The following is a 22,248-nucleotide window of genomic DNA, read 5'->3' as shown; positions in this document are numbered from 1 at the left end:
ATTTGATCCCCAGTGTCTGTTGGGCCTTATTCTGGTGCGTGATCGCGCAAGAACACCAGGTTATCCGGCTTGGACTGCTCCACATTAAAGCGATAGCCCTGCACATCGAACGCCTTGAGCTTGGCCGGATCGCTGATGCGCTCTTCGATCACAAAGCGGCTCATCATGCCCCGGGCCTTTTTCGCGTAGAAACTGATGATCTTGTATTGGCCGTTCTTCAGGTCTTTGAACTCGGTGTTGATGACCCGCGCCTTCAGGGCCGTGCGCTTGACCGCCGAGAAGTACTCATTGGACGCCAGGTTGAGCAGCACGTCATCACCCTGTTCGGCCAGCGCTTCGTTCAGCCACTCGCTGATGCGTGTGCCCCAGAAGGCGTAGAGGTCCTTGCCACGGGCGTTGGCCAGCTTGGTGCCCATCTCCAGGCGGTACGGCATCATCAGGTCCAGGGGGCGCAGCAGGCCGTACAGGCCCGAGAGCATGCGCAGGTGGTCCTGGGCGTAGCTGAAATCGGCATCGCTGAAAGTCTCGGCGTTCAGGCCGGTATAGACATCCCCCTTGAACGCCAGCAGCGCCTGCTTGGCGTTGGCTGGGGTGAAAGCCGGCGTCCAGCTACCGAAACGCGCGGCATTGAGCCCGCCGATCTTGTCGGAAACGTGCATCAACTCGCTGATTTGCGCCGGGCTCAGTTCGCGTAGCTGTTCGATCAGTTCCTGGGAATGGTCCAGGTATTGCGGTTGGGTAAAGCGCGCAGTCACCGGCTTTGACTCGAAATCGAGGGTTTTGGCGGGGGAAATCACCATCAGCATGAAGTTGGCTCCTGTAATCGTGGCTCGTAGCGTGGGCGCGATTCTAGGGGCTAGGGCGTTTTGACTCCACCTATGATGGCGATAGGCGCGATCCGCTATGATGGCCGGTGACTCTGGAGAGGGAGACCCTGTGTGCGAATCGCACTTTTATTGTCGGCTTGCCTGCTATGCCTGAACGCCCAGGCTGCACCGGTAGATGTGGCGAGCCTGGACCGTGGTACCTGGCCCGAAAAATTCAGCAGCCCGGCGCTGTTCGATGTGGCCTCGCGTGCGGAAATCCTGATGTTTGCCCGCAGCCTGCTGGCCAGTGAGGCCCAGGACGATATCGCGCTCAAGCAGCGCCTGGGCCTGAAGAACATCAACCTGGCCGCCATCGACGACCTGCGCCGCCAGCTGTGGCAACGGTTGCTGGAAAACTACACCTTTGCCCAGCAGAGCTGTGAGGAAGACGCCTCGTTCTGTTACCTGGTGGAAAACATGGATGACCTGCGCGAGCAGGCCGGCAAGTTCGTGGTCAGCGACAACTCCTTCTATATAGGCTGGGCCGGCCCCAGCCATTACTTTCATGAGCGCTACCTCGACGAGTTGCTGCGCAAGGCCGCGCTGTTCCCACAGATCAGCAGTGAAGTCGCGCGTTTCGGCGACCATGAGCGCAATGGCGACGAGCTCAATGACCGCCTGTTCCTGCTGACCTTCGATGGCGGCCCGGCACCGGTCGGCGGCAATACCGACTGGCTCGCCGATTACCTGCGCAAGCAGAAGATGAACGCCACGTTCTTTGCCCTTGGCAGCAGCCTGCAAACCCGTGTGGAGCGCAGTTCTGCCGCCGACGTACAGGCGCTGTACCAGGGGCAGTGCGTGGGCATTCAGGGTTGGCAGTATCGCTCCCACAGTCACTGGGTTGACTGGCAAAGCTCCATCACCCGCACCGCATCGCTGGCGCAAAACCTGATGCCGGAAAACTATGTGCCGCTGTTCCGTCCGCCTTATGGGCAGCGCCGCGCCGACAGCCAGGGGTTTTTCCAGTCGCAGGGTTTGCAGGTGGCGTTGTGGGACATCGATTCCCAGGACGAACCCGGCAAGCTCAAGGCCGATGAGTCGGCGCAACGGGTGCTGACGTTGATGTTGTTGTGGCGCAAGGGGGTGATTGTGTTTCACGACACCCAGGACAAGGCGCGGGTGGCATTGCCGCTGTTGTTACAGGCGACGGCGCAAAGCGGCTTGGGGTGGCAGGACTGCCATGAGGCATTTCGATAAAGTCCCCGGCCCTGTTGGGGGTGAGGGCTTTTTGGGGTGATTTTGTGCGACATTTCGATGCAGGCGGACTTCCGACTTTAACGGGGTCCATGGCACTCGGCTAGTGCTATTCGTCATCCTGAAAAATAAACTTCAAAAAAGCGTCAAAGTGCTTTTTCCTGTCATGGGTTTTGCGGTATTACGAAGTCAGACCGCCGAAACCTGCAACACAGGTGGCGTCTTCCAAGACTCCTCATGTGGGCACTGCACTTGACGTCACTTTAAGGTGCAGTCGGTGGTCGAATCGAGGCGCAGCACCGCCCAGGTATTGCGTCGACTGGCTCCCACAAAGGTGACCGAGTATGGATGATCATGGACGTAACCCTTCTTCCGACCAGCCAATCCTTTACGTGCTTGATACCAACGTATTGATCCACGATCCAAACGCTCTGCTCAATTTCGAAGAACACCACGTCGCCATCCCGATGATCGTGCTTGAGGAGCTCGACAAACTCAAAAGCGGGCACCACAGCGTGGCTGCCGAATGCCGCCAGGCCATCCGCCTGATCGACAAGACCCTGGGCGAAGCCTCGCCCGAGGACGTTGAGGTCGGCGTACCGATCCAGCGTGGTAAAAGCGGGCCCAAGGGCTTGCTGTCGATTCTGATGAGCAAGCGCAGCGAGCCCAACAGCCTGCTGCCGGAAAACCTCAACGACAACAAAATCATCAACCAATTGATCGACCTGCACGCTCGCGACAAGGACCTGCGCGTGGTGCTGGTGACCAAAGACATCAACATGCGCCTCAAGGCACGAGCGTGTGGGATCGCTGCCGAGGACTACAGTACCGACCAACTGGTCGACGACGTATCGATGCTGTCCCGTGGTTATCACATGATGACCGGCTCGTTCTGGGACCGTGTCAGTAAGGTCGAAACCCGTCAGGACCACGGCCGCACCTGGCACCAGGTACAGCTGATCGACAACCTGCCGGCCGTGCATATCAATGAATTCATCGTCGATGAACAGGGTTTTGTGGGCTGGATCAAAGAGATCCAGGTCGACAAGCTGCTGATCCTCGACCTGCATCAGGAGCCCCTGTTGCACCAGGAAGCCTGGGGCCTGAAGCCGCGTGACATCTACCAGAGCCTGGCGCTGTATGCACTGCTCGATCCGGATATCCACCTGGTCAACCTGACCGGCGCCGCAGGTTCGGGGAAAACCATCCTCGCCCTGGCCGCCGCCATCGAGCAGACCATGGTGACCAAGCGCTATCGCCGCATCATCGCTACCCGCAGCGTGCAGGGCCTGGACCAGGAAATCGGCTTCCTGCCCGGCACCGAAGCGGAAAAAATGGAGCCGTGGCTGGGGGCGATTACCGACAACCTCGAGGCCTTGCACATGGATGACGAAAACACCCATGGCAGCGTCGACTACATCCTCAGCAAAGTGCCGTTGCAGTTCAAATCCCTCAACTACATCCGAGGTCGCAGCTTCCAGCAGAGCCTGATTCTGATCGATGAATGCCAGAACCTGACGCCGCACCAGATGAAAACCATCATCACCCGTGCCGGTGCCGGTTCCAAAGTGGTGTGCCTGGGCAACCTGGCACAGATCGACACCCCTTACCTGTCCGCGACCAGCTCCGGGCTGACCTACCTGACGGAACGCTTCAAGGACTTCCCGAACGGCGTGCATATCGCGCTGCAAGGGGTGCCTCGTTCGATCCTGGCCGAGTACGCCGAGTCCCACCTGTAACCCTTCATGCTGGAATAAGTGGCTAAATGCCACAAACCACCCCGGATTTCGCGAGAAATCCGGGGTTTTTGTTGTGGGCGACATTTGCCTGCGATTAAGCGCCGTGGGTACTTGTGGTCTTTGTAATTGTTTTGTTACATTTTTTCCTGCCGCAAGAAGTCGGTACCCACAATAACAACACTGCGTGACCCCGTCGGAACACCACTTCCTTGATTCGACGACGTTTTGAAGGCCCTTCGTTGGTTTTCAGCGTGACCCTGCCTATTACAAAAAGCCCGATACATCGCTCATTGACGACGCACATATCCAAAGGGAAAGGAAAATGGACGTAGCAGGTAATGGCTCCACTTTGTCGCAACACAAGCGCGCCACCCGTTTCAAGACGATACCCCTGACACCCATTGCACTCGGTTTGGCCCTATGGCTGGCCCAGGGCACCACGGCGTGGGCAGATGACAGCAACCCCTACACCGCCCAGGTACTGGAGTCGGCGTTCAGGAAAGCGGTTGCCTCGTTTGGCCCCAACACCGATGTCTACAAGAACCTGCGGTTTGCCTACTCGGATATCGTTGATCTCGCGGCCAAGGACTTTGCGGCCCAGTCCGGCAAGTTCGATTCGGCGCTCAAGCAGAACTACGAGCTGCAACCGGAAAACCTGACCATCGGCGCCATGCTCGGCGATACCAAACGGCCGTTGGACTATGCCTCGCGCCTGGATTACTACCGCAGCCGGCTGTTCAGCAACAGTGGCCGCTACACCACCAATATTCTCGACTTCTCCAAGGCCATCATCGCCAACTTGCCGGCCGCCAAGCCCTATACCTACGTAGAACCGGGCGTGAGCAGCAACCTGAACGGGCAACTGAACGCCGGCCAGTCCTGGGCCGCCGCCACGCGTGACTGGAGCGCCAACGCGCAAACCTGGAAAACCCCCGAAGCCCAGGTCAACTCCGGTTTGGACCGCACCAACGCGTATTACGCCTATGCCTTGGGCATGACCGGCAAAGGCGTCAATGTCGGTGTGCTGGACTCGGGCATCCTCACCGAGCATTTCGAGTTCCAGGGCAAGAACGCCCAGGGCCAGGACCGGGTGCAGGCGGTGACGTCCACCGGCGAGTACTACGCCACTCACCCGCGTTATATCCACGACACCCCGGACGGCGAATTTCAAAAGGGCGAGCACTTCAGTATTTCCGGCGAATACGACCCGGTGATCAACGACGGCCACGGTACGGAGATGTCCGGTGTACTGGGCGCCAGTCGCAATGGCACCGGTATGCACGGGATTGCCTTCGACGCCAACCTGTTTGTCGCCAACACCGGCGGCACCGATGACAACCGCTTCCAGGGCTCCAACGACCTCGACTACAACGCGTTCATGGCCAGCTACAACGCCTTGGCCGCCAAGAATGTCTCGATCGTCAACCAGAGCTGGGGGCAGAACTCGCGCAACGATGTGGAGAACCACTTCGGCAACGTCGGCGACAGCGCAGCCGACAACCTGCGAGACATGACCGCCGCCTATCGCCCATTCTGGGACAAGGCCCACGCCGGGCAAAAAACCTGGCTGGACGCGATGGCCGATACGGCCCGGCAGAACACCTTTATCCAGATCATCTCGGCGGGTAACGACAGCCACGGTGCCAACCCGGACACCAACGCCAACCTGCCGTTTTTCAAACCCGATATCGAAACCAAATTCCTGTCGATCACCGGTTACGACGAGACCAGCGCCCAGGTCTACAACCGTTGCGGCACGTCGAAGTGGTGGTGTGTGATGGGCGTTTCGGGCATTCCGTCCACCGGCCCCGAGGGCGAAATCATCCCCAACGCCAACGGCACTTCCGCTGCGGCCCCGAGCGTCTCGGGGGCCCTGGCGCTGGTGATCCAACGCTTCCCCTACATGACCGCCAGCCAGGCCCGGGATGTGCTGCTCACGACGTCCAGCCTGCAAGCGCCGGATGGCCCGGACACGCCCGTGGGTAGCCTGACGGGAGGCCGCACCTACGACAACCTGCAACCGGTGCACGATGCTGCGCCGGGTACGCCGCAAGTACCGGGAGTGGTCAGTGGCTGGGGCTTGCCCAACCTGCAAAAAGCCATGCAGGGGCCGGGGCAGTTCCTCGGTTCGGTGGCGGTGGCCTTGCCCACCGGCACTCGTGACATCTGGGCCAACCCGATTTCCGATGAAGCGATCCGCGCTCGTCGGCTAGAAGACGCCGCCGAGCAGGCAACCTGGGCGGCCACCAAACAGCAAAAAGGTTGGCTCAACGGCCTGCCGGCCAATGCCTCGGCTGACGATCAGTTCCAATATGAAATCGGCAACGCGCGGGAGTTGGCGACGCTGGCGCGTGCCAAGGACCTGCTCACCGGCACGACCTATGTCGGTAGCCTGGCCAAGTCGGGGGATGGTGAACTGGTGCTGGAAGGCCAGAACACCTACTCGGGCAGCACCTGGGTACGCGGTGGCAAGCTTTCGGTCGATGGCTCGCTGACCTCCGCCGTGACCGTGGATGGCAGCGCCATAGGCAGCGTGAACGCGGACAACGGCGTGACAACCACCCTGGGCGGCACGCTGGCCGGCAACGGCACGGTCGGGGCCTTGACCGTCAACACTGGCGGCCGTGTGGCGCCCGGTCATTCGATCGGCACGCTGCACACCGGCGATGTGACGTTCAACCCAGGTTCGGTGTACGCCGTGGAAGTGGGGCCCAATGGCCAGAGCGACCAGATTCAGAGCAGCGGTGTCGCCACGCTCAACGGTGGTGTGGTGACCGTGTCCCTGGAAAACAGCCCCAACCTGCTGTCCGCCACTGAGGCGCGTAGCTTGCTGGGCCAGCAGTTCAATATCCTCAGCGCCAGCCAAGGCATCAATGGCCAGTTTGCGGCGATTTCGCCCAATTACCTGTTCATCGGTACCCAGCTCAATTACCAACCGAACCAACTGACCCTGGCGGTAGCACGCAACCAGACGACCTTCGCCAGCGTCGCGCAAACGCGCAACGAGCGTGCAGTGGCGACGGTGGCCGAGACATTGGGCGCCGGCAGCCCGGTGTATGAAAGCCTGCTGGCTTCCGACTCGGCAGCCCAGGCGCGGGAGGCGTTCAAGCAACTGTCGGGGCAACTGCATTCGGATGTGGCGGCGGCGCACATGGCCGACAGCCGTTACCTTCGTGAGGCGGTCAACGGTCGTCTGCAACAGGCCCAGGCGCTGGACTCCAGCGCGCAGATCCAAACCAGCGACAACGGCGGTTGGGTGCAACTGCTGGGCGGTCGCAATAACGTCAGTGGTGACAACAATGCCAGTGGCTATTCGTCGTCCACCAGCGGGGTGCTGTTGGGCCTGGATACCGAAGTCGGTGATGGTTGGCGCGTGGGGGCGGCTACCGGTTATACCCAAAGCCATCTCAACGGCGACGCCTCGGCTTCGGCCGATAGCGACAACTATCACCTGTCGGTCTACGGCGGTAAACGCTTCGATGCCATCGCCCTGCGCTTGGGTGGCGCCACCACCTGGCACCGTATCGAGAGCTCGCGGCGCGTGACGTACGCCAACCAGGCGGACTACGACAAGGCTGACTACAGTGCCCGCACCGACCAGGTGTTCGGCGAAATCGGCTACACGCAGTGGGCGTTCGTTGAGCCTTTCGCCAACCTGACGTACCTGAACTATCAGAGCGACTCGTTCAAGGAGAAGGGCGGCGCCGCAGCCCTGCATGCGAGCAAGCAAAGCCAGGATGCCACGCTCTCGACGTTGGGCCTGCGCGCGCATACCCAATTGCCGCTGAGTTCGACCTCGGCAGTGACGTTGCGTGGCGAGCTGGGTTGGGAGCATCAGTTCGGTAATACCGATCGTGAAGCTTCGCTGAAGTTTGCCGGCAGTGACACCGCCTTTGCCGTCAACAGCGTGCCCGTGGCCCGCGATGGTGCGGTGATCAAGGCCAGTGCAGAAATGGCCTTGACCCAGGACACGCTGGTGTCGTTGAGCTACAGCGGTTTGCTGTCCAACCGCGGTAACAACAACGGGATCAATGCCGGGTTTACCTTCCGGTTCTAAACCACTGTAGGCGCGAGCTTACTCGCGAAGAACGTCAACGATAACGCGGGGTTCTGGCATCCCGCGTTGCTCTTTGGTTTTTCGCGAGCAAGCTCGCTCCTACAGGGTTTACAATTGTCGCTCCTGATCAGGAGTATCCCTGTGCTGACTCATCTCGATTCCCAAGGTCGCGCCCACATGGTCGACGTCACCGACAAAGCCGTGACGTTCCGTGAAGCGGTGGCCGAAGCGCGGGTGCGCATGTTGCCCGAGACCCTGAAAATGATTGTCGACGGCGCCCATCCCAAGGGCGACGTGTTTGCCGTGGCCCGCATTGCCGGGATCCAGGCGGCGAAGAAAACCAGTGATCTGATCCCCCTGTGCCACCCGCTGATGCTCACCGGCGTCAAGGTCGAGCTGAGCGCCGATGGCGTGGATGCGGTGCATATCCTCGCGCGTTGCAAACTCAGCGGCCAGACCGGCGTGGAGATGGAAGCCCTGACCGCCGCCAGCGTCGCGGCGCTGACGATCTACGACATGTGCAAGGCCGTGGACCGTGGCATGACCATCGAAAGCATTCGCCTGCTGGAAAAACTTGGCGGTAAAAGTGGGCATTTCAAGGCGGAGCAGGCATGAGCATCAACGTATTGTTTTTTGCGCGTTATGCCGAAGCGACAGGCTTTGACTCGCTGGAGATGGAAGGCGAGTTCGCTACCGTCGATGCGGTGCGCCTGGCGTTGGCGGCAGACCCTGAGTTTGCAGTGCTCAACGAGAGCAGCTTGATGTGTGCGCGTAACGAGGAGATGTGCGGCCTCGACGAGCCGGTGCAACCTGGCGATGAAGTTGCCTTTTTCCCACCCGTGACCGGAGGCTGAGCATGGCCATTCGTGTGCAGGTCCAAGCCTTTGATCCCGGTGCCGAAGTCAACGCCATGCACGCGGCCAATGTGGGCGTGGGCGCGGTGGTGAGCTTTGTCGGCTATGTGCGCGACTTCAACGATGGGCGCGAAGTGTCGGGGATGTTTCTGGAGCACTATCCCGGCATGACCGAAAAAGCCCTGGCCAAGATCGCCGTGGAAGCCGAGCAGCGCTGGCCGTTGCTCAAATTGGAGGTGCTGCATCGTATTGGCGCGCTGGAACCGGGTGAGCCGATTGTGTTTGTCGGCGCGGCCAGTGCGCATCGCCAGGCGGCGTTTGATGCCTGTGCGTTTGTGATGGATTACCTCAAGACCAAGGCGCCGTTTTGGAAGAAGGAGCAGACGGCACAAGGCCCTCGCTGGGTGGAAGGGCGCGACAGCGATTACACGGCGGCTGATCGCTGGCATCAGTGAGTCGAATTCATAAATCGTCTTCAGCGGATGATCTGTTGAATTAAGCTCGTTTGTTTAGGGTATGAAGCCATAATTTTTTACTCGGAATAAATATATAAAACTGTTAACTCTGACAGTTGTTAGCAACGTTCTTTATAGGCTTTGATGGTTTCAGGACCCCAGGTGATCTTCAGGCGAGATCCAGAGGGGACACATCAGTAACAGTTTATAACGGAATGTGAAATATGGTTGTCTGCGAGAAAAGTAGCCGCTTACTAAGCTTCATTATCAGACGTCCGAATAAAGCGGATAAGGCTAATGGGTTGTATGCGAACGGCAACCATCAATGCGAGGTGCTCATCGATATTGTCAAGCAGGTCCGCGCTGCAGACGATACATGGAGTGTCGCCGCCTTGACTGATAACGAACGTAGCAGCGTGACCGTTGTACAATGGTCTGAGGAGGACAGTGAGAGCCTTGCGCAGGGTTGGAATTGTGATGAACTTAAAAATCGCTTTAAGCGTGGGCTCTGGTCTGGAGACTCGGTAAACGAATGTTCAGAAGAAAGCACACGTGAACTCGCCAGCGATCCACGAGCCGAGACTGTAAAACGTTATTTACGTTGCCATTTTGGCGCGGCGGTAAGGTCGGTGAAATGTATGGCACGGGTTGTGATTGATGGCGAGGTTTATACCACGCATTGTTCCAGAGGGCAGGTGGTTTTTGAATCATCGATTACCGTAAATGCCGAGCATCCATTTTCCTTGGAGGTTAAAGACCTGGAGCAATATGAAGATACCGGTGCGTTTTTTGCAAGTAGATCGCTGACCATTTTTCTAGGCAGCGTTTATTACTGGACGCCTCCTGCAGGATTGAGTTTTGTGGAGAATAGAGGCATTGGAGACTCCGTGCCATTGCCAGGTGATGGGGAGGCATTTGATTCTGCATTGTCGCGACGCCTAGCAGGTGGGGTTCCTGGCTTTGAATACATGGCGGGAACGCTTACAAATAAAAACCAAATTGGAGAAACGCTTAAGATCAAGGAGGTGTATCAGGGGCCGGGCCTGCCTGATGAGGACGCACCTGTGAGATTCAATGAAAAGTCTACTATCATGCGTGCAGTCAGACTGATGAGTAATGGTTTCAGTTTTCCTGAACATTATAAACGTAGGCCTTGGCACTTATTGGATAATTTCGGAACAGAGCATACGTTTACGCTAGACGGCGACAGCGCTGGGAATCTATATCTGTTGGGGCCGTCGGAGCTCGGATCTCTTTTCTTGAGTACATTCGAAATCATGCTTCCCGGTGGTCAGACATCCACCGACGAGCTTTACTCCAATGGCCGCCATCAATGCAAGGTGGAGGTTGAGGTTGTTGTCATGCAACTGCGGCCTGACGGGAGTTCGTTGCAAGTTCCATTGACGAGTGCGCAGCGTAACAGCCTTACGATAACAGTCTTTTCAAATGATGTTAATGAACCACTTCCCAGAGGCTGGAGTTGCGACAAGGATAAAAATATATACGACGTTGGACTCAGGAAGTCGGGGGGCACGGTGGTAGGCAAGGATCAAGGTACTGAGACTGAGGTGGCAACCGGCAGACATGAAAGAGGACTGGAGGTTGTTAATCGATACCTGCGTGTTGATTCGAGTGCCAGCCATGAGAAAGTCCGTTTCATGGCCGCGATCGAAGTGGATGGGGTTCGCTATACGACTAACTATATAAAAGATGATTTTAACTTTTTATCTTACGTGACCATCGGTTCCGTTTCGCCTTATACATTACGGGCAGATGAGCTTGTTCTCTATGCGGATCACAATGCGTACGACGATTTTTTTTGCGACATTGACGTGTATTACTGGACCGCTCCGTCGGGGCTGAGATTCCTGGTTAACCGAGGCCTCGATTCGCCGCTGTTTCTTCCTTGGGAAGGCAAGAGTTCCACCTCGTCGTATTGTTTTGGGATTCAAGATTTTCGCACTTATAAAGGTGGCATCGTGTACGGTAAAGATGTTCCTGATCCCAGGGTGTTGATATCGGACATTTTCAGCGGTCATCCCCAGGGAGACCAGAAGGTGGTCAAGTTCAATCAGCGCACAACCATTATGCGGGCTGTAAGGTTTCGTGAAAACAAGCATCGGTATATATTGGTGGATCATCAAAGTAAATGGCGTCTGTGGGATAACTTTGGGTGCGAGCAAGTCTATGAAATTGTGTCAGCGGACTTCGGTAATCTCATTGAACTGAAAGATGGCTGAAAATGTTCGCTTTTACAGGGTCGATCATTTAATAAGGTGTATCACTCGGCGGAGTTTGATATGGATGTCTATTCTCAAGCTTTTAATTTCAGCTCTTATTTGAACGGTGCGGTAGACGTGCGTACCGGTCAATACAATGTTCGAATCAACCTGATGACGTTATGCCCGCGAGGCCCATTGGAGGCCAGCCGCGAGATAGCATTGTCTTTTTCCATGCTCTCTACCCAGTCAAGCGTCTATGGGCCAGGATGGTGGCTAAGTAACACTGAGTTTGACAGTGCCCGCCTGCGACTGACGCTGCTGACCGGTGAACAGTTCAAAGCCGAGAGTATGCCGATTGTTGGCGGAACACTGGTCCTCAAGGATCGCAAGCTCCAGGACCTGGTGGTCAGCCGCCCGGATGCAAAAACCCTGCATGTGATTTACAAAGACGGTACTGTCGAGGTGCTGCAGCAAACCAGTGGCTCTACGCTTTATCGGATCGTGGCCATTGAGTTTGAAAACGGCGAGCGCCTGAAGTGGGAGTATACGCCGGGCGGATCGCTGGAACGTATTGTGGGGAATGATCAGGAAGTATTGTTACTGTTGACCTACTCCAGCGGTCGCCTGGCAATGGTTGACTCGCAGGTCGACGGCGGTCGATATGCGCGTATCCGACTCACGTATTCCAGTGGGCGGTTGACCGCAGTGACTGCGCCTTATGATCGGGAAGGCCCACTCCAAAGCGCCGGCTACGTTTTTGGTTACACACCCGCATTCAGCAATGGCTTGTTCGGCATTGCCCACGTGAAGTCGCCCATGGGCGGTGAAGAAATCATCAGGTACGTCGAGAGGGGCCATCAATATGGTAATGGCCAATATATCCCACGGGTATTCAGTTGGGTGCAGACACCTGCCAGCGGTCAGTTGCCCATTACTCGAACCTACACCTACAGCCCGGGTAATAACTTTACCGGCTTCCCCTACTCAGGTGGCTTTCGTGAGGGAGAGGACAACCTCTATCTGACTATCGGTGACTACAGGTATTGGACTGAGGAACAATACATCGATCCGGGAAACGATACCGCCCTATACAGCACCCGGAGTACGTTCAACAAATTCCATTTGCTGACCGAAGAGAAAGTCCTGCGCGAGGGCGCGCTGGCCACGACGTTCATTACCTACAATACCAAGCCTGGCTTGTTTCCTGAGCAGCCGGCCAATCTCCAACTTCCCAACACCATCATCAAACGCTATGAGTTGCTTGCCCGCAGCACGTCACGGGAAGAGGAACAGCAGATCGAAACCGACGACTACGGCAATGAACTGAGTCGCACCGAGGCTTCCGGCGTTCGCACTGAATATAGCTATTACCCAATCAATGGCGAGAGCGGAAAATGCCCTGCCGATCCCCATGGATTGTTTCAACGCTACATAAAGCATGAGCGCCTGATCCCCGCAGGTGGCACGCCTACAGCCCGCCTGACCGAGTACAGTCACACCCGCGTGCCGCCAACGGGTGATAAGTACTTCGTGCTTCAGCAGTCGAGTGCTCAGGCCAATGGGTTCAGCCAACAGCAAACTTATTACGACACACCTGGCGTGCTGGCGGGGCGGCTGAAAAGTACCACTTCTACAATTGACGGGCAGTCTTTGGTCAGTTATTTCACGTACACCGTTACCGGCGACACGCTCAGCGAAACCCGCCGGCTGCAGGGGCGTGAGGGGCAATGGCTGGAGTCGGTGCGCAAGCTGTCCTTGGTCAACCGGCGGCTGTTGTCGATGACGAGAGACGGTGACAGTACCCTGACGCTGGCGTTCGATGTCACTGGGCGGTTGCTCTCGGAAACAGTGTCTGCCGGCAAACCCCAGCAAGCGCAGCGCAAGTATGCCTATCATTTCGCGACGCCAACCAAGGCCGCTCACCTGGTCACCACGGATGCCCAAAACAATCAGGTCATCACTTATTTCGATGGTATGGGCCGTAAGGTATCAGAGTTCCAGTTGATCAATGCAAGCCAGGAGCGTGCCATCGGTACGTGTCGATATGACGCCCAGGGACGCATCGTGGAGAAGGTCAGTATTGACTACTTGACCGACGGGCCACGCTGGCTCAAAAGCACCTTCACCTACAATCGTTGGGGCAACGCCAGCCGTGTAGCGCATGCCGACGCAAGCGTGACAATCGATGAATACGACCCACTGCTTAATCTGAAGATAGAGGGAGTTGAAGGTGGGGAGCGTCTTAGAACCTGGTTCAACGACCATGGTCAGCCGATCAAGGTGGAGCGTCTCGACACTGCCGATAACAGTGTTGACGTGCAATCGCGAACCTACGATGGCTTAGGGCGCTGCCTGTCCCTGTTGGATATCAGCAAAAACCTCACCGAATTCACCTATGACGCCTACGGCAGGTGCCTTACGACCCTGCAGAAACCTGCGGACGGTACCCCCCAACGGTTGCGACACAACGACTACGTTCTCGGTACGAGCAGTGAAATGGTCGGTGCGCTCACTGTTGACGGTAAGTGTCTGGGCGCCCGTACGTATGACAGCCTTGGGCGCATGACCAGCCAGACGCACGGCATGGGGCAGGCCACGACCTGGGAGTACGAAGCGGGATGGATGGAGCCTGTGGCAGTGCTCTCGCCTCGAGGCGCACGCCAACATCTGGTTTACGACAAAGAGTTGGATGTGCCGACCCGGATTGAAATGTCCGGGCTGCCGGTGAGCACCTACGGGCATGACCTCGTTGCGGGGACACTGACGCGCTCGGAGACCAACGGTCTGGTCCATGAGTTTTTCCTGGATGGGAACGGCCATCCCGAGAAGGAGATTCAAAGTGCTGCCGGTACCTCACTGACAACCCGCTATGATTATTCTCCGGGCGGACGCGTGCTGCATCAAACGGCTGCCAATGGTCAGAGTAGCGAGTTTGAATACGATGCCGAAGGGCGGTTTTCCAAGATGACAACCGGCTCCATGGTGGTTGAGCAGAGCTACGACAACTTTGGTCGACCACAGAACCTGACCGCCAGCTATGACACTACACGGATAGTGACCAAAGTCTCTTATGATGCCTTGGGGCGGGAAGCCGAACGCCGCTTCGAACAGGGCGGTACGCTACTTCAGGTAATGACTAGCAGCTACCACGTCAACAGCATGCTGGCGACCCGTTTCCTGCGCGATGCCAATTCGCGAGTGGTGATTGGTGAGACGTTCACCTACGACGCCTATCTGCGGCTCAAGACATACCGTTGCGAAGGCTCTGAACATCCCCGGGACCAGATGGGACGAGGCATCGTCGGGCAGGAGTTCAGCTTTGACAGCCTCAATAATATTACTCGGGTGGTTACCGCCTTCGCCGACGGTACGCAAGACATCTGTGAGCGCTTTTTCACCGCCGCCGATCCCACTCAACTAACGCGCTTGACCCACACACTGCCGGCGCAGGACGTCACACTGACCTATGATGCGGCGGGCAATTTGCTGGTTGGGCCTTCAGGCCAGGCCTATACGTACAATGCGTTTGAGCAACTGACCGGTGTACAGGTCGATGGCCTCCAGTACAACTATCAGTACGACGCAGAATCTCGCCAAGTACTCGCCTCGCGCGGCAGTGAGCCACCGGTGATGTTAGCGTATGCAGGCGAGCGCCTCGAAACCCTGGTTGAAGGCGATAAAAAGATCCGCTATTTCAACGGTGAAGACCAAGTGATTGCGCGCAGTGGCGGTGTAGACGGGCCGCAACTGCATGTCAGTGATGCCTCCGGCAGCGTGCGTGGCCTATCAGCGCCTGGGCAGCCTCATGTGCGGCGGCATTACACCCCTTATGGGGAGGTCAAGCTTGCCCTGGATGATGGAAAAGTTCGCAGCATGGCAGACCTTCAACTACCTGCGCTCAATGGTCAGCGACTGGATGCGGCGACGAATCTCTATATTCAGGGCAACGGCATGCGAGCCTATGATCCAGCGTTGATGATGTTCTTGCAGCGTGATCCACTCAGCCCATTTGATGAGGGTGGCATCAACAGCTATGCGTACTGTGCATGTAACCCGATCAATCTGATGGATCCCAGTGGGCTGTGGCCTAACTGGTTGAAGTGGGTGTTGACCGGAGTGGGCCTGGCGTTCTCGGCTGTGGTGCTAGGATTCGCAACCCCAGGGGTGATAGCCGCAGCGGCTGCGTATACAGCGGCGGCGTCTGTGGCGGCCACAGCAGGTACCGCGGCTGCGGCCGCCGCCGCCTCGACGGCGACGATGCTCCTTGCTTCCAAGGTAGCATTGACGGTCTCCTCGGCATTGGGCGTTATCGGTGGAACGCTGGGCATTGCGGGGTTGGGGGTTGCAGAGGTTGACAGACAAAAGGGCTGGGACCGCTCGCACCATATCCAGAACCTGGGATGGGCGTCTTTCGGGTTCTCTATTATGTCATGGGTAGTCAGTGCGGCCGGAGCGTACACGTCGGCAAGCCTGGCCTACAACGCGGCGGTGAAAGCCGGAACGGCCAAGGATTTTGTCGGATATTCCAGTTTTTTTGATACGCCAGTGGGGAGCGGTATCCTGGCCGCCGGCAAGCGCACGGTGGGTTTGAGCTATAAGTTCACAGATGAGAAAGGGATCACCACCTTCAGCAAGGCCTTCGGTGTTAGCCGTTTTGCTTTGAGAACGACTAATTTTGGCCGGGCGATTGAGGCCAGAAGTAAAAGTGCACCGCCTCAATCTGTTCCTGAGTCCGATCACGCCGACGCTTCTGCACCGGCCCAGCCGCAACGCCAGGCTACCGGCAGTCGTCTGTTCGACATGACCTCCAGCATTACCGACTACTACCAATCATTCAGGGACGAGGCCACGCGTATTCGTCAGCCCCTCGCACCTTTTTGATGATGTTGAGTGTTAAGACCGCTTGCGCTCCACCGCCCGCAACAAATGCGTCGGCGGCGTCTCACAGCTGATCTTGCGCCCCAGCAACGCCTCGATGGACGGTAACTGGTACGAGTCATCTTCGCCGGCAAAGCTGATCGACACACCCGCAGCCCCAGCGCGGCCGGTACGGCCAATGCGGTGCACGTAGTCGTCCGGCACTTCCGGCAGGGTGAAGTTGATCACATGGCTGATGCCGTCGATGTGAATGCCGCGCCCGGCGACGTCGGTGGCCACCAGCACGCGAATCTTGCCTTCGCGGAAACCTTCCAGGGTCTTGATGCGCTTGTGCTGTGGCACGTCGCCCGACAGTTGCGCGGCGTTGACGCCGTCGCGTACCAGGCGTTCTTCGATGCGCCGCACTTCGTCCTTGCGGTTGGCGAACACCATCACGCGCTCCCAACCATTGTCGTTGACCAGGTTGTAGAGCAGCTTGTACTTGTCGGCACCGGCCACGGCGTAGATGTGCTGCTCGACGTTTTCGCTGGCGACGTTAAGTGCCTCGATCTCGACGATGGACGGGTCGGTGGTCCATTGCTTGGCGAGGTTCATCACGTCTTCGGTGAAGGTCGCGGAGAACAGCAGGGTCTGGCGCTCGGTTTTCGGTGGGGTCTGGCGAATGATCTGGCGCACTTGCGGGATAAAGCCCATGTCGAGCATGCGGTCGGCTTCGTCCAGCACCATTACTTCGACCATGTCCAGGTGCACATCGCCACGCTGGTTGAAATCCAGCAGGCGGCCTGGGGTGGCGACCAGGATGTCGCAATGGCGGGCTTCGAGGTGCTTGAGCTGCTTGTCGAAGTCCATGCCGCCCACGAACGTCATGACGTTGAGGCCGGTGTATTTGGTCAGGTCGGCGGCGTCCTTGGCGATCTGTACCACCAGTTCCCGGGTCGGGGCGATGATCAGTGCGCGCGGTTCACCCATGTAGCGTTCTTTCGGCGGCGGCGTTTGCAGCAATTGGGTGATGATAGAAATCAGGAACGCGGCGGTCTTGCCGGTGCCGGTCTGGGCGCGGCCGATGGCGTCTTTGCCCGCGAGGGTGAAGCCCAGCACTTGCGCCTGGATCGGCGTGCAGTACGGGAAGCCCAGGTCCTGGATGGCGTGCATCAGTTCCGGGGCGAGTTTGAAATCGTGGAAGCGGGTCTTGCCTTCCTGGGGTTCGACGACGAAGTCTTCGAGTTTCCACGGGGTCACGGGCGGCTTGGGCGCGCGTTCGCGGCGTGGTTTGGCGACCGGCGCGGGGGTGGCCTCGGCAGGCTGGGTGTGTTCAGGCGGCGTCACCGGTGGTTTCTTCGGTGAGGCGGCAGGTGCGGTCCGGTCGGGCTGTTTGCCGTTATCGCGGCTGACGGGCTTGGGGACAGGAGCACTGGGAACAGGCGCGAGCGGCTCAGCCTCGCTTTTGCCGAACATCTTCTTGAGTGCTTTGAGCACGGTCATCTCATTAATTGGTTAAGGAATGTACGCCGGCCAGTGTAATGCAAGAATCGGGCGCGGCGTAGTGTGTCTGTCATGTCGCTACATTAACGCGGGCTTTCAGCTCAGGCGGGCGGCCAGCCAGGTACCAATATCGTGTATCTCTTCGGGTAACACTTCGTGGCCCATTGGGTATTCCTGCCATGTCACGGTGACACCACGGCGCTTCAGATGCTCGTAGGCGCTGCGGCCCATGGCGTTTTGCACCACGTCATCGTATTGGCCGTGCAGGCACAGGGTGGGGATGCGCTGCTGGCTGGCGGATAATTCCAGTTCATCGTCAAAGGTCGGTGCGTAGGTGGAGAGGGCAATTACGCCACCCAGCGGCCCCTGCCATTGCTTGAATGCCGTGTGGAATACCACCGCGCCCCCTTGGGAAAAACCCGCGAGGAAAATTCGCGAAGCGTCTATTCCGGTTCTCTTCTGCGCCTCGATCAACGCCATGACCGTTTCAGTCGAGGCTTCCAGTTCTTCCAGGCTGATCGAGCGGGCCGGGCTCATGGCCTTAATGTCATACCAGCTTGGCATCTCGTAACCACCATTGATGGTCACTGGGCGGGTCGGTGCCTGGGGCAAAACGAAACGGGTGGTCAGTAATTTTTCCTGCAGCGCTTCGGCCACCGGCAGGAAGTCGTAGCGATCGGCACCCAGGCCATGCAACCAGATTACGCAGGCATCTGCGGGCTTAGTGGGCTGAAGAATCAAGGGTTCGGTCATGTCTGCTCCATCTCTGTGCGGGCGCTCCGATTGGGTGCGTCGGAACGGTGCGCGACAGGTTGATCTGTTAATAAAATGTCGCAAGGTTGAATCTTTTTCCAAGGGGGGCGGGCTCAAACACCACGACCCGCACTCTGGTACGCGCCTTGCTATGTGTAGGTCGATGTCAGAACTATCCTCAGACGGTAACACTATCAGTGACTGCCGCTCATGGGATAGCCGCTGGAATTACCGCAACAACTTCATGTCGCTTGACCCTAAAAAAAGCCAACACGGGTCGATATCGCCTCATAAGGGTGCGCTGAAGTTGGAGCTCCGACACAACAAGAGCAACTGGAGGTTTGAATGAAGGTATTGAAATCCACCCTGGCCATCGTTACCGCGGCCGCTGTACTGGGTGTCAGTGGTTTTGCCCAAGCTGGCGCTACCCTGGATGCGGTGCAGAAGAAAGGCTTTGTGCAATGCGGTGTGAGTGACGGCTTGCCGGGTTTCTCGGTGCCGGATGCGAGCGGCAAGATCCTCGGGATCGACGCTGACGTTTGCCGCGCTGTGGCCGCCGCCGTTTTCGGTGACGCAACCAAGGTCAAATTCAGCCAGTTGAACGCCAAGGAGCGTTTCACCGCGCTTCAATCCGGCGAAGTCGACGTCCTGTCGCGCAATACCACCATGACCAGCTCCCGCGATGCGGGCATGGGCCTGAAATTCCCGGGTTTCATCACCTACTACGACGGTGTTGGCTTCCTGGTTAACAATAAGCTGGGTGTGAAAAGTGCCAAGGAACTGGACGGTGCGACCATCTGCATCCAGGCCGGTACCACCACTGAGCTGAACGTTTCCGACTACTTCCGCGCCAACAACCTCAAATACACCCCGATTACCTTCGACACCTCCGACGAAAGCGCCAAGTCGCTGGAGTCCGGGCGTTGCGACGTGCTGACCTCCGACAAGTCCCAACTCTACGCACAGCGCAGCAAGCTGGCCTCGCCGAAAGACTTCGTGGTACTGCCGGAAACCATTTCCAAAGAACCGCTGGGCCCGGTCGTGCGTAATGGCGACGACGAGTGGCTGGCCATCGTGCGCTGGGTTGGCTACGCCATGCTCAATGCCGAAGAAGCCGGTATCACCTCCAAGAACGTCGAGGCTGAAGCCAAGTCCACCAAGAACCCGGACGTTGCCCGTCTGCTGGGTGCTGATGGCGAATACGGCAAAGACCTGAAAGTGAAGAAAGACTGGGTCGTACAGATCGTCAAGCAAGTCGGTAACTACGGTGAAGTGTTCGAGAAAAACCTCGGCAAGAGCACACCCCTGGAAATCGACCGTGGCCTGAACGCACTGTGGACCAACGGTGGCATTCAATACGCACCCCCTGTGCGCTGATCGCTGATGGTTCTATCACCCGGTGGGCCAACCGCCGGGTGATGTTCTGTTCCATTATTTGCGGGGCTTTTCATGCAAAATCAAATCGGCGCACCTAAGCAGAAGCTGAGCTTCAGCGATCCCAAAGTGCGCGCGTGGCTCTTCCAGATCATCACGATTGTGGCGGTGGTCGCGCTGGGCTGGTACCTCTTCAACAATACGCAGACCAACCTTCAACACCGGGGCATCACCTCGGGTTTCGACTTTCTTGAGCGCAGTGCCGGCTTTGGCATTGCACAGCATTTGATCGACTACACCGAATCGGACAGCTACGCCCGAGTCTTTGTCATCGGCTTGCTCAACACGTTGCTGGTGACCGTGATCGGTGTGGTCCTGGCGACCTTGCTCGGCTTCATCATTGGTGTCGCTCGGCTGTCGCCCAACTGGATGATCAACAAACTGGCGACGGTGTATGTGGAAGTCTTCCGCAACATCCCGCCGTTGCTGCAAATCCTGTTCTGGTACTTCGCGGTGTTCCTGACCATGCCGGGGCCGCGCAACAGCCATAACTTCGGCGACACCTTCTTTGTCAGCAGCCGGGGCCTGAACATGCCGGCAGCGATTGCCGCCGATGGGTTCTGGCCGTTTGTGGTCAGCGTCGTCGTCGCTATCGTGGCAATCGTGCTGATGGCACGTTGGGCCAACAAGCGCTTTGAAGCCACCGGCGTACCCTTCCACAAGTTCTGGGCGGGCCTGGCGCTGTTTATCGTGATCCCGGCGTTGTGTGCCCTGGTCTTCGGCGCTCCGCTGCATTGGGAATTGCCGAAGCTGCAAGGCTTCAACTTTGTGGGCGGCTGGGTGTTGATCCCTGAATTGCTGGCATTGACGCTGGCATTGACGGTCTACACGGCAGCGTTCATCGCCGAGATCGTGCGTTCGGGCATCAAGTCCGTCAGCCACGGCCAGACCGAAGCCGCGCGCTCCCTGGGCCTGCGCCCAGGGCCGACGTTGCGCAAGGTCATCATCCCGCAAGCGCTGCGGGTGATCATTCCGCCGCTGACCAGCCAATACCTGAACCTGGCAAAAAACTCGTCGTTGGCCGCCGGTATCGGCTACCCGGAAATGGTTTCGCTGTTTGCCGGCACGGTGCTCAACCAGACCGGCCAGGCCATCGAGGTGATTGCCATCACCATGAGCGTGTACCTGGCGATCAGCATCAGCATTTCCCTGCTGATGAACTGGTACAACAAGCGCATTGCGCTGATCGAGCGGTGAGGAAACGCACATGAGTTCGCATACGTTCAAACCTGATATGCCGCCGCCGAGCAAAGTCTTCGGACCGATGGCCTGGATGCGCGCCAATCTGTTTTCCAATTGGCTCAATACCCTGCTGACGTTGCTGGCGTTTTACCTGATCTACCTGATTGTGCCGCCGATCCTGCACTGGGCGATTCTCGATGCCAACTGGGTCGGGACCACGCGCGCCGATTGCACCAAAGAGGGCGCCTGCTGGGTGTTCATCCAACAGCGTTTCGGGCAGTTCATGTACGGCTACTACCCCGGTGACCTGCGCTGGCGCGTGGACCTGACCGTGTGGCTGGCCATCGTCGGCGTGGCGCCGTTGTTCATCTCGCGGTTCCCCCGCAAGGCGATCTACGGCCTGGGCTTTCTGGTGCTGTACCCGATCATTGCCTACTGCCTGCTGCATGGCGGGATCTTTGGCTTGAGCAATGTCGCCACCAGCCAGTGGGGCGGTCTGATGCTCACCCTGGTGATTGCCACCGTGGGCATCGCCGGCGCCTTGCCGCTGGGGATTGTGCTGGCGCTGGGGCGGCGTTCGAACATGCCGGCGATTCGAGTGGTCTGCGTGACCTTTATCGAGTTCTGGCGCGGCGTGCCGTTGATCACCGTGCTGTTTATGTCTTCGGTGATGTTGCCGTTGTTCCTGCCCGAAGGCATGGGCATCGACAAGCTGCTGCGGGCGTTGATTGGCGTGATCCTGTTCCAGTCGGCCTACGTGGCTGAAGTGGTGCGCGGTGGCTTGCAGGCCATTCCCAAAGGTCAGTACGAAGCGGCTGCGGCGATGGGCCTGGGTTACTGGCGCAGCATGGGCCTGGTGATTCTGCCGCAAGCCCTGAAGCTGGTGATTCCGGGGATCGTCAACACGTTTATTGCGCTGTTCAAGGACACCAGCCTGGTGATCATTATCGGCCTGTTCGACCTGCTCAACAGCGTCAAGCAAGCTGCTGCCGACCCCAAATGGCTGGGCATGGCCACCGAAGGCTACGTGTTCGCCGCCCTGGTGTTCTGGATTTTCTGTTTTGGTATGTCGCGCTATTCCATTCATTTGGAACACAAGCTCGACACAGGCCACAAGCGTTAGGAGTTGTTG

General features: G+C 58.0%; 14 protein-coding genes. 11 read left to right on the top strand and 3 right to left on the bottom strand.

Annotated features, from left to right (window positions below):
- Positions 1–26: 26 nt before the first annotated feature.
- Positions 27–806 (bottom strand): peroxide stress protein YaaA, encoded by a 780-nt coding sequence (gene yaaA, locus M5B43_RS25580; RefSeq protein ID WP_248752673.1) that lies wholly within the window; start codon positions 804–806, stop codon positions 27–29.
- 132 nt (positions 807–938) lie between these two features.
- Between yaaA and M5B43_RS25575 the strand changes: the two genes are divergently transcribed.
- The 8 genes from M5B43_RS25575 to M5B43_RS25540 all read left to right on the top strand — a co-directional run bounded on the left by M5B43_RS25575 (position 939) and on the right by M5B43_RS25540 (position 16,268).
- The gene (locus M5B43_RS25575) at positions 939–2,063 is read left to right on the top strand and encodes a polysaccharide deacetylase family protein (RefSeq protein ID WP_248752672.1); all 1,125 of its coding nucleotides are present in this window, start codon (positions 939–941) and stop codon (positions 2,061–2,063) included.
- 341 nt (positions 2,064–2,404) lie between these two features.
- Complete coding sequence (locus M5B43_RS25570) at positions 2,405–3,799, top strand: PhoH family protein (RefSeq protein ID WP_005785025.1); 1,395 nt, start codon at positions 2,405–2,407, stop codon at positions 3,797–3,799.
- A 322-nt stretch (positions 3,800–4,121) separates the two neighbouring features.
- Positions 4,122–7,856, top strand: coding sequence for an autotransporter serine protease (locus M5B43_RS25565; RefSeq protein ID WP_248752671.1), 3,735 nt, complete (start codon positions 4,122–4,124; stop codon positions 7,854–7,856).
- A gap of 141 nt (positions 7,857–7,997) precedes the next feature.
- On the top strand, positions 7,998–8,471 hold the full coding sequence (gene moaC / locus M5B43_RS25560) for a cyclic pyranopterin monophosphate synthase MoaC (RefSeq protein WP_248752670.1): 474 nt from the start codon (positions 7,998–8,000) through the stop codon (positions 8,469–8,471).
- A complete protein-coding gene (gene moaD, locus M5B43_RS25555) occupies positions 8,468–8,710 on the top strand; it encodes a molybdopterin converting factor subunit 1 (protein ID WP_248752669.1) in 243 nt (80 codons plus the stop codon). The genes moaC and moaD overlap by 4 nt, the downstream gene beginning before the upstream one ends.
- Before the next feature lie 2 nt (positions 8,711–8,712).
- Positions 8,713–9,165 carry a molybdopterin synthase catalytic subunit MoaE gene (gene moaE, locus M5B43_RS25550; protein WP_248752668.1) on the top strand — a complete coding sequence of 151 codons (453 nt, stop codon included), beginning with the start codon at positions 8,713–8,715 and terminating at the stop codon, positions 9,163–9,165.
- A 224-nt stretch (positions 9,166–9,389) separates the two neighbouring features.
- Positions 9,390–11,405, top strand: coding sequence for a hypothetical protein (locus M5B43_RS25545; protein ID WP_248752667.1), 2,016 nt, complete (start codon positions 9,390–9,392; stop codon positions 11,403–11,405).
- Positions 11,406–11,465: 60 nt separating this feature from the next.
- A complete protein-coding gene (locus tag M5B43_RS25540) occupies positions 11,466–16,268 on the top strand; it encodes an RHS repeat-associated core domain-containing protein (protein WP_248752666.1) in 4,803 nt (1,600 codons plus the stop codon).
- A gap of 12 nt (positions 16,269–16,280) precedes the next feature.
- On the opposite strand, the gene rhlB is transcribed toward M5B43_RS25540, so the two are convergent.
- Together rhlB and M5B43_RS25530 are read right to left on the bottom strand one after the other, a co-directional pair.
- Complete coding sequence (gene rhlB, locus M5B43_RS25535) at positions 16,281–17,747, bottom strand: ATP-dependent RNA helicase RhlB (RefSeq protein WP_248752665.1); 1,467 nt, start codon at positions 17,745–17,747, stop codon at positions 16,281–16,283.
- A gap of 96 nt (positions 17,748–17,843) precedes the next feature.
- Entirely contained in the window at positions 17,844–18,500 is a 657-nt protein-coding gene (locus M5B43_RS25530) for an alpha/beta hydrolase (protein ID WP_248752664.1), read from the bottom strand.
- 345 nt (positions 18,501–18,845) lie between these two features.
- Here M5B43_RS25530 and M5B43_RS25525 point away from each other — a divergent pair, with 345 nt between their 5' ends.
- The 3 genes from M5B43_RS25525 to M5B43_RS25515 all read left to right on the top strand — a co-directional run bounded on the left by M5B43_RS25525 (position 18,846) and on the right by M5B43_RS25515 (position 22,239).
- Positions 18,846–19,877, top strand: a complete 1,032-nt coding sequence (locus M5B43_RS25525) for an amino acid ABC transporter substrate-binding protein (protein WP_248752663.1) — start codon at positions 18,846–18,848, stop codon at positions 19,875–19,877.
- 72 nt (positions 19,878–19,949) lie between these two features.
- Positions 19,950–21,131 carry an amino acid ABC transporter permease gene (locus M5B43_RS25520; protein ID WP_248752662.1) on the top strand — a complete coding sequence of 394 codons (1,182 nt, stop codon included), beginning with the start codon at positions 19,950–19,952 and terminating at the stop codon, positions 21,129–21,131.
- A 10-nt stretch (positions 21,132–21,141) separates the two neighbouring features.
- The gene (locus tag M5B43_RS25515) at positions 21,142–22,239 is read left to right on the top strand and encodes an amino acid ABC transporter permease (protein WP_248752661.1); all 1,098 of its coding nucleotides are present in this window, start codon (positions 21,142–21,144) and stop codon (positions 22,237–22,239) included.
- The last annotated feature ends 9 nt before the right edge of the window (positions 22,240–22,248 follow it).

Origin of the sequence: Pseudomonas sp. MWU15-20650, assembly GCF_023242475.1 — a bacterium.
In the GTDB taxonomy this organism is placed as follows: domain Bacteria; phylum Pseudomonadota; class Gammaproteobacteria; order Pseudomonadales; family Pseudomonadaceae; genus Aquipseudomonas.
This window is presented reverse-complemented; position numbering and strand designations above follow the sequence as displayed.